This window comes from Campylobacter sp. 2457A (assembly GCF_020135895.1).
GTDB lineage: Bacteria > Campylobacterota > Campylobacteria > Campylobacterales > Campylobacteraceae > Campylobacter_D > Campylobacter_D taeniopygiae.
The window spans coordinates 1-258 of the sequence record NZ_JACHTO010000122.1 but is presented as its reverse complement, the minus strand read 5'-3'; the positions used below and the strand labels follow the sequence as shown (position 1 = coordinate 258).

Annotated in this window: 1 pseudogene; it reads right to left on the bottom strand. The window is 28.3% G+C overall.

Annotated features, from left to right (window positions below):
- Window positions 1–258: pseudogene (locus H2280_RS08605) on the bottom strand (hypothetical protein); the annotation flags it as partial.

Below are 258 nucleotides of genomic sequence, written 5' to 3'. Positions count from 1 at the left end.
CGACCAATATTGTGGTGTATCCCAAGAAGCATCACCTAAAATAAGACTATATCCATCCTCATCTAATGTTTTAGGATCATCCAAATCTCTAATAAATTTTTCTTGATAAAAGAAATTATCTCTAAAATGTATCCAAGCTTGATATTTATCTTCTTTATAATAAGATAAATTAGTAGGATAGTCTATTTTATTTCTATCTTCATCACAATAAGAACCAAAGTCTATATATCCTGCTAGAAAAAGTTGTCCTATGATGTT